This is a genomic window from Pseudomonas sp. 43NM1, assembly GCF_002836905.1.
Taxonomy (GTDB): Bacteria; Pseudomonadota; Gammaproteobacteria; order Pseudomonadales; family Pseudomonadaceae; genus Aquipseudomonas; species Aquipseudomonas prosekii.
Window position 1 is genome coordinate 1 of the sequence record NZ_MKGS01000056.1, and the last position, 7,967, is coordinate 7,967.

8 protein-coding genes are annotated in these 7,967 nt (G+C 58.7%); 5 read left to right on the forward strand and 3 right to left on the reverse strand.

Features of this window, described 5'->3' with window-relative positions:
- On the forward strand, positions 1 to 641 hold a 641-nt coding region (locus tag BI292_RS07060), incomplete at its 5' end, for an allophanate hydrolase (protein WP_101207445.1).
- A 144-nt stretch (positions 642 to 785) separates the two neighbouring features.
- Here BI292_RS07060 and BI292_RS07065 read toward each other — a convergent pair.
- Both BI292_RS07065 and BI292_RS07070 read right to left on the reverse strand, forming a co-directional pair.
- Entirely contained in the window at positions 786 to 1,964 is a 1,179-nt protein-coding gene (locus BI292_RS07065) for a VWA domain-containing protein (RefSeq protein ID WP_092271685.1), read from the reverse strand.
- A gap of 36 nt (positions 1,965 to 2,000) precedes the next feature.
- Entirely contained in the window at positions 2,001 to 2,846 is an 846-nt protein-coding gene (locus BI292_RS07070) for a MoxR family ATPase (protein WP_092271682.1), read from the reverse strand.
- A 229-nt stretch (positions 2,847 to 3,075) separates the two neighbouring features.
- Between BI292_RS07070 and BI292_RS07075 the strand changes: the two genes are divergently transcribed.
- Positions 3,076 to 3,576: a DUF2442 domain-containing protein gene (locus tag BI292_RS07075; protein ID WP_101207446.1), complete on the forward strand. Its 501-nt coding sequence runs from the start codon at positions 3,076 to 3,078 to the stop codon at positions 3,574 to 3,576.
- Here the strand turns inward: BI292_RS07075 and BI292_RS07080 are convergent.
- Positions 3,573 to 4,649: a DUF748 domain-containing protein gene (locus tag BI292_RS07080; protein WP_092271676.1), complete on the reverse strand. Its 1,077-nt coding sequence runs from the start codon at positions 4,647 to 4,649 to the stop codon at positions 3,573 to 3,575. The genes BI292_RS07075 and BI292_RS07080 overlap by 4 nt on opposite strands.
- A gap of 127 nt (positions 4,650 to 4,776) precedes the next feature.
- On the opposite strand from BI292_RS07080, the gene cysK reads away from it, so the two are divergent.
- The 3 genes from cysK to BI292_RS07095 form a co-directional block, all read left to right on the forward strand.
- Positions 4,777 to 5,751 (forward strand): cysteine synthase A, encoded by a 975-nt coding sequence (gene cysK / locus BI292_RS07085; RefSeq protein WP_101207447.1) that lies wholly within the window; start codon positions 4,777 to 4,779, stop codon positions 5,749 to 5,751.
- A gap of 519 nt (positions 5,752 to 6,270) precedes the next feature.
- Positions 6,271 to 7,209 carry an aspartyl/asparaginyl beta-hydroxylase domain-containing protein gene (locus BI292_RS07090; RefSeq protein ID WP_092271670.1) on the forward strand — a complete coding sequence of 313 codons (939 nt, stop codon included), beginning with the start codon at positions 6,271 to 6,273 and terminating at the stop codon, positions 7,207 to 7,209.
- 222 nt (positions 7,210 to 7,431) lie between these two features.
- Positions 7,432 to 7,967 (forward strand): TerD family protein (locus BI292_RS07095; protein WP_178076541.1); only part of this gene is annotated, 536 nt, incomplete at its 3' end.

Sequence of the window (7,967 nt, forward strand, 5' to 3'; positions counted from 1 at the left end):
GTTTCAGGCTGCACCAAGGCCAGCGCTTGCAGTTCACCCAACCGCGACTCGGCGCTCGCGCTTATCTGGCGGCGCCGGGCGGGTTTGACGCGCCCAAGGTGCTGGGCAGCAGCGCGACGGTGGTCCGCGAAGAACTCGGCGGGCTGGATGGTTTCGGTCGAGCGTTGGCCAAGGATGCTGCGCTGAGTTATTCCGGCATTGCGCTGATTTTGCTGCGGGAATTGCCCCGCGAACACGTGCCGAATTTCAGCGTTGATGCGCCGCTGGATCTGGTGCTCGGCGCGCAGATCGGCGCGTTCAGTGGGCAAAGTCTGTTCGATGTCTTCAACGGTGTCTGGGAACTGGACAGCCGCGCCGATCGCATGGGCGTTCGCCTGCTCGGCACGCCGTTGGAATATCAGGGCCAACCGATGATCTCCGAAGGCATCCCGCTCGGCGCCGTGCAAGTGCCGCCGGATGGCCAGCCGATTGTGTTGCTCAATGATCGGCAGACCATCGGCGGCTATCCACGATTGGGCGCGTTGACGCCGCTGGCATTGGCGCGGCTGGCGCAATGCCTGCCGGGGACGAAAGTGCGATTGCGCCCGGTGATGCAGGATGTTGCGCACCGGGAGCAGGTCGAATATCTGCGACGGTTTTAATGGGGCGAGGGGGCTTGCCCCCGTTCGATTGCGCAGCAGTCGCAAAACCAGTGCATGCGGTATTTCTGACAGACCGCGGCGGCAGATTCCGGGGCTGCTGCGCAACCCAACGGGGGCAAGCCCCCTCGCCACAAGGTCCTCGCGCTACTTGGAAAGAAACCGCATCCCTTCTTCCAACCCGCGCAGGGTCAGCGGGTACATCTGGTCTTCAATCAAATCGCGCACGATGTTGGTCGACGAGGTGTAGCCCCAGGTGTCTTTCGGGTACGGGTTGATCCAGATGAGCTTTTTGTATTTCTCCATGAAACGCTGCATCCACAGGTAGCCCGGCTCTTCGTTCCAGTGCTCGACGCTGCCGCCGGCCTGGGTGATTTCGTAGGGCGCCATGGCGGCGTCGCCGATGAAGATCACCTTGTAGTCGGCGCCGTACTTGTGCAGCAAATCCTGGGTCGAGAAACGTTCGGAAGTGCGGCGCATGTTGTTCTTCCACACCGACTCGTAAACGAAGTTGTGGAAGTAGAAATACTCCAAATGCTTGAACTCGGTTTTGCACGCCGAGAACAATTCCTCGCAAATCTTCACGTGCGCGTCCATCGAACCGCCGATGTCGAACAGCAGCAACAACTTCACGGTGTTGCGTCGCTCCGGGCGCATCTGAATATTCAGCAACCCGGCATCGCGCGCGGTGTGGTCGATGGTGCCGTCGATGTCGAGTTCTTCCGCCGCGCCTTGGCGCGCGAACTTGCGCAGGCGGCGCAGTGCAACTTTGATATTGCGCGTGCCGAGTTCCACTGAGTCGTCGAGGTTTTTGTACTCGCGCTGATCCCAGACTTTCACCGCTTTGCCCTGACGCTTGCCGGCATCGCCGACGCGGATGCCTTCCGGGTTGAAGCCGCCCGAACCGAACGGGCTGGTGCCGCCGGTGCCGATCCACTTGTTGCCGCCAGCGTGGCGTTCTTTCTGTTCTTCGAGGCGTTTCTTGAACTCCTCGATCAACTTGTCGAGGCCGCCCAGGGACTGGATCTGCGCGCGTTCTTCGTCGGTCAGCGAACGCTCGAATTCCTTGCGCAACCAGTCTTCGGGAATCAACGCCTGAAGGTGATCGTCGAGTTTTTCCAGGCCGTTGAAATAGGCCCCGAAGGCTCGGTCGAACTTGTCGAAGTGCTTTTCGTCCTTCACCAGAATCGCCCGGGCCAAGTAATAAAACTCGTCCATGTCGGCGAACACCACGCGCTGTTTCAGCGCGTTGATCAGGTCCAGCAACTCGCGCACCGAGACCGGCACTTTCGCTGCGCGCATTTCATTGAACAGATTGAGCAGCATGGCGATGGCCTCCGCTTTTGTTAAAAAAAGCGAAACTCAGCGAGAGCCGCGACGGCTCATGAACGCCAGGCGCTCAAGCAGTTGCACGTCTTGCTCGTTCTTCACCAAAGCCCCGGCCAGCGGCGGAATGGCCTTGGTCGGATCGCGCTCACGCAGCACCGCTTCGCCGATGTTGTCGGCCATCAGCAGTTTCAACCAGTCGACCAGTTCCGAGGTCGATGGCTTCTTCTTCAGGCCCGGCACTTTGCGCACGTCGAAGAACACGTCCAGTGCTTCGCTGACCAGGTCTTTTTTGATGTCCGGATAATGCACGTCAACGATTCGCTGCATTGTCACGCGATCGGGGAACGCGATGTAGTGGAAGAAGCAGCGGCGCAGGAATGCGTCCGGCAGCTCTTTTTCGTTGTTGGAAGTAATGATGATGATCGGGCGCTTTTTGGCTTTGATCGTCTCGTCGATCTCGTAAACGTAGAACTCCATTTTGTCGAGTTCTTGCAGCAAGTCGTTGGGGAACTCGATGTCAGCCTTGTCGATTTCGTCGATCAGCAGAATCACCCGTTCTTCGGCCTCGAAGGCTTCCCAGAGCTTGCCTTTTTTCAGGTAATTGCGAACGTCGTGGACCTTTTCCGTGCCGAGTTGCGAGTCGCGCAAACGGCTGACCGCGTCGTACTCGTACAGGCCCTGATGCGCCTTGGTGGTCGATTTGATGTGCCAGGTGATCAACTTGGCGCCGAACGATTCGGCCAATTGCTCGGCGAGCATGGTCTTGCCGGTGCCGGGCTCACCCTTGACCAGCAGCGGCCGCTCCAGGGTAATTGCGGCGTTGACCGCCAGCTTCAGGTCATCGGTGGCGACGTAGGCCTGGGTGCCTTCGAACTTCATCTGCTAATCCTCGAACGGTAACGCCGACCTGAAACGGAGCAGGGCGGAACGCGATAAGTATGATGCCCCGACTATAACGCGCAGCCCGGTCGACTGTGAACGCAGACGGGTTATTCAGTCTCTGAATGGAGCGTCACATCTTGACTCAGTCTCGGCTCAAGGCCAGCATTCAGGTATCGCCGATTTGGCGATAGGGTATGCGGCATGTTCATGTTGAAGGCCGGAAACAATGCTACCCATGAAGCGACCAAGGTTGGCGGCCGTCAAGGCTTTGCCGGGGTTTAGCCTGCAGCTGACCTTTATTGACGGACAGCAACTGACGCTGAGCCTGAGCGGCGATTTGCAGACGTATCCGGGGCTGCGGCCTTTACTTGATAACCGTGTTTTCGAGGCGGCGGCTATCGGTGATGACGGCTGGACGGTGGAGTGGGCCGACGCGGATATCCAGATTGGCGCTGACTCTTTATACCTGGACGCGCTGGCGCAGAACTCAGCCGACGAAAACACAAGAATTTTCATCGACTGGCGCGCGCGTACCGGTCTGCCGTTGAACCAGGCCGCAGAGGCGCTGAGCGTCAGCGCCCGCAGTATCAGCCGTTACAGCAATGGGCGCGAAGCAGTACCGAGGGCATTGGCGCTGGCGTGTCTGGGCTGGGATTCGCTGCAGCAGAACCGGACATTGGCGGCGGCGGAGGAAACCGGTCGCTACGTGGTTACGCGCAAACCTTAATTCTGATCCGGCTTCGGCTGTTCATAGCGAGCATTGAATGCCTGGACAAAACCGTTACGCAAAATCTGCAAAAACGCCTGGAACGCGCTGATATTTTGCTGATGCACGTTGCCGCTGAGTTCGACGCGGGTGGCGAACTGGTTTTTGCGTTGGTTCTTCAGCACGGTTTCGCTGCCGCCGACGATGGCTTCCCACACGGATCGCAAAATGCCCTTGTTCTCGTTTTCGACGTCTTGCTGCCAATTGAACACTTCGACGTCGCGCAGCAGCGGTTTGATGTAGCCCTTGAGCTGAGCCTTGTTGGCTTCTGCCTCGATCACCACGTCGCCATGGCCGGCGTTGAAGTCGAACTTGCCATAGGCCGAGGCGAAGTCGTTCATGCGTTTAAGTTCGATGTCTTTGGCGCGCAAGCGAAACTCGAAGTCTTCGAAATTGCTCAGCGGGTCGAAGGTGGCGGTGGACTCCAGCGGCGCGTGGCCCAGCAGCAAGGCCTTGCCCTCGAAGCGAGCGTCACGTTTACCTTCGGTGTCGACCACGTTGGTCAGGTTGAACAGGCTGGCGTTGACCTGTGTGGCGTTCATGTTCACGGGCGGTTGCGAGTTGAAGTTGCGGAAGGTGATTTTGCCGTCGTTGATGCGCACTTCGTTGAGAGTGATCGGCAGCAACTTGCTCATCTGCTCGCGCCAGTCGGTGCCTCGACCGGTCTGGGAATTCTGCTTGTTGGCGCCACCGTCAACGAAGTTGATCTCAGGATTGATGAACTGCACTTCGGCGACCACGGCATGGTCGTACCACAGTGAATGCCAACTGACCGAGAGGTCGATCAGCGGTGCGTTGACGAACGGCACCGGGACTTTGCCGTCGACCTTGACGATTTTCAGGCCATTAATTCGATAGGCGCCGCGCCACAGAGCCAGGTCGACGTCAGTCACCTGGCCGCGGTAGTCGCCCATGTCGGCGAGTTTATCGTTGAGGTAATTACGCACCAGATAGGGCAGGGCGATATCCAGTGCGACCAACAGCACAATGACGCCGGCGAGGGTCCAAAGTGGCCAGCTGTATCGACGCTTCATAATGGCAATTCCTTGGCAATGTAAAGGCATTGACTGCTGTGGTTGCCGGACGTTCGCCTGAACTGGACGACCATCGGCAACAGGCATACCGTGGACAACTTCTTCAACGCTGTACAAGGACCCAGCCATGAGCCGTATTTTTGCTGACAACGCCCATTCCATCGGCAACACGCCGTTGGTACAGATCAATCGCATCGCGCCACGCGGCGTGACTATCCTGGCCAAGATCGAGGGGCGCAACCCCGGTTATTCGGTCAAGTGCCGGATCGGCGCGAACATGATCTGGGACGCCGAAAGCACCGGCAAACTCAAGCCGGGCATGACCATTGTCGAGCCGACTTCGGGCAATACCGGAATTGGCCTGGCATTCGTCGCCGCTGCCCGTGGTTACAAACTGATGTTGACCATGCCGGCGTCGATGAGCATCGAACGACGCAAAGTGCTGAAGGCTTTGGGCGCCGAACTGGTGCTGACCGAACCGGCCAAAGGCATGAAAGGCGCAATCGACAAGGCTGCGGAAATTCTCGCCAGCGACCCGGCCACTTACTTCATGCCGGCGCAGTTTGATAACCCGGCCAACCCGGCGATCCACGAGAAGACCACTGGCCCGGAAATCTGGAACGACACCGATGGCGCAGTCGATGTGCTGGTCGCCGGCGTCGGAACCGGTGGAACCATTACCGGTATTTCGCGGTATATCAAGAATACCCAAGGTAAACCGATTATCTCGGTGGCCGTGGAGCCGGTGTCGTCGCCGGTGATTTCGCAAGCGTTGGCCGGCCAAGAGATCAAGCCGAGCCCGCACAAGATTCAGGGCATTGGCGCCGGTTTTGTGCCGAAGAATCTGGATTTGTCGATGGTCGATCGGGTTGAAGTGGTGACCGACGATGAATCCAAAGCCATGGCTCTGCGCTTGATGCAGGAAGAAGGGATTTTGTGCGGCATCTCGTGCGGCGCGGCCATGGCGGTAGCGGTGCGTTTGGCCGAAACCCCGGAAATGCAGGGCAAGACCATCGTGGTGATCCTGCCGGATTCCGGCGAGCGTTACTTGTCGAGCATGCTGTTCAGCGACCTGTTTACCGAAGCCGAGAACCAGGCCTGATCGCCAGACCTGTTTCAACGCGGGGATAAAGAAGCTTTTGTGGCCCGCAAGCGTTTATGGCAAAGGAAGTTTTTGTGGCGAGGGGGCTTGCCCCCGTTGGGTCGCGCAGCGGCCCCTCTGTTGATCTGAAAAAACGGGATCGCTGCGCAATCCAACGGGGGCAAGCCCCCTCGCCACAGGTGATGTGTCTGGCTCACAACAGAGATGTTGCTGGTTAACCACAGAGCTGTGACTGGCTCACACAGAAATGTTGCTGGCTAACCACAGAAATGTAACTGGCTCACCACATAGATAGGACTGGCTCGCTACCAGGGATCCATTACCCAATCAAAACCAACCCTGACCCAAGTCAGCCGTCGTTCAGGGTCGTTATGGTAATAAGTGCTTTATTGCGCATCCTTTAACACTGTTTGTTCAATCAAGCGGGTTTTTCCCCGGTCCGGTAGTGGTTATCATGGCCGGCTGCCACGTCGGGTATAGGGCGTTGTGCACCAAAGCTTAAATCTCAAGGAGTCGTAGATGACCTTTTCCTTTGCCGCGAAGGCGTCGGTGTTGCTGCTGTTCCTCGGCAGTACCCTCTATGTGCATTTGCGCGGCAAGGCACGTTTGCCCGTCCTGCGTCAGTTCGTTAACCACTCGGCGTTGTTTGCGCCGTACAACGCGCTGATGTACCTGTTCTCCGGCGTGCCGTCCAAGCCGTATCTGGACCGCAGCAAGTTTCCGGAACTGGACGTGCTCAAGGACAACTGGGAAATCATCCGCGACGAAGCCATGCACCTGTTCGACGAGGGCTATATTCGCGCCGCCGAAAAGAACAACGATGCCGGTTTCGGCTCGTTCTTCAAAAAGGGCTGGAAGCGTTTTTACCTCAAGTGGTACGACAAACCGTTGCCATCCGCCGAAACCCTGTGCCCGAAAACCGTGGCGCTGGTTAGCAGCATTCCCAATGTCAAAGGCGCAATGTTCGCCCTGTTGCCTGGCGGCAGCCACCTTAACCCGCACCGCGACCCGTTCGCCGGTTCATTGCGTTATCACTTGGGGCTGTCGACGCCGAACTCCGACGATTGCCGAATTTTCGTCGACGGTCAGGTCTACGCCTGGCGCGATGGCGAAGACGTGATGTTCGACGAGACCTACGTGCATTGGGTCAAGAATGAGACCGAAAAAACTCGGGTGATTCTGTTCTGCGACATCGAGCGGCCGCTGAGCAACCGCTTCATGACGCGCATCAATCGCTGGGTCAGCGGCCTGCTGGGCCGCGCCACTGCACCGCAGAATCTCGACGATGAACACGTTGGCGGGATCAACCGCGCCTACGCCTGGAGCAAGAACTCCAGCGACAAATTCAGCGGCGTGGTCAAGCAATGGAAACGCCGCAATCCCAAGGCCTACCGCATCGCACGCCCGATCCTCGCGGTGGTGGTGCTGGCATTGTTGGCGTACTGGTTGTTCGGCTGAAACCGCCAGCGATAAAAAAACCGTTCCTTGTGAGCGGTTTTTTTATGCCTGGCGTTTGCGCAAAGCCCTGCCAAAAATGCCGCGCAAGCCGTTAAACTCCGTCGGCGGTACGGCCCTGTTCGACAGACTGTTCCCTGGGCTGGCTGCGCGCTCCCTGAATGAAATGAAGGGGCGGCACACCTGCCGTGTGCTGCCATAACCCCATGGAATAGGCGACTTTCAGTGACTCAATCCCTCAAGCCCGGCGAGAACACCACCCTCAGCATGCCCAAGGGGCAAGTCGTGGTCAGCCATGCGGCCGGCGACAATCTCGACGTTAACCTCACGGCGTTCCTCGTCACCGAAACCGGCAAGGTTGTCGACGACAGCGGCATGGTGTTTTTCAACGCGCCGGAACACGCCTCGGGCGCCGCCAGTTTCATTGCGCCGGTCAGCCAGAACGGTGCGGTTAGCCACCGCATCGGTTTTGATCTGTCGCGTCTGCCGGCGAACATCACCAAAATCGCCATCAGCCTGACCCAGGATGGCAGCGGCGGTGGCTTCGCGGCGGTCAAGGACCTGCGCGCGCAAGTGATCGTCGGCGACCAGACCCTCGAACTCGCACCGGGCACGTTCTCGCAAGAGACCGGTATCGTCGTGCTTGAACTCTACGTGCGCAACGGCCAGCTCAAGGCGCGTTCGGTCTGGCAGGGATTTGCCTCGGGCCTCGCCGGGCTCTGCGGCCTCTACGGCATCGAAGTCGCCGACGAAGCGCCCGC

Excerpts from the sequence above, each read along its gene's own strand:
- BI292_RS07065 (WP_092271685.1), bottom strand. The coding sequence starts at position 1,964 with ATGCTGCTCAATCTGTTCAATGAAATGCGCGCAGCGAAAGTGCCGGTC.
- BI292_RS07070 (WP_092271682.1), bottom strand. The coding sequence starts at position 2,846 with ATGAAGTTCGAAGGCACCCAGGCCTACGTCGCCACCGATGACCTGAAG.
- BI292_RS07075 (WP_101207446.1), top strand. The coding sequence starts at position 3,076 with ATGCTACCCATGAAGCGACCAAGGTTGGCGGCCGTCAAGGCTTTGCCG.
- BI292_RS07080 (WP_092271676.1), bottom strand. The coding sequence starts at position 4,649 with ATGAAGCGTCGATACAGCTGGCCACTTTGGACCCTCGCCGGCGTCATT.
- cysK (WP_101207447.1), top strand. The coding sequence starts at position 4,777 with ATGAGCCGTATTTTTGCTGACAACGCCCATTCCATCGGCAACACGCCG.
- BI292_RS07090 (WP_092271670.1), top strand. The coding sequence starts at position 6,271 with ATGACCTTTTCCTTTGCCGCGAAGGCGTCGGTGTTGCTGCTGTTCCTC.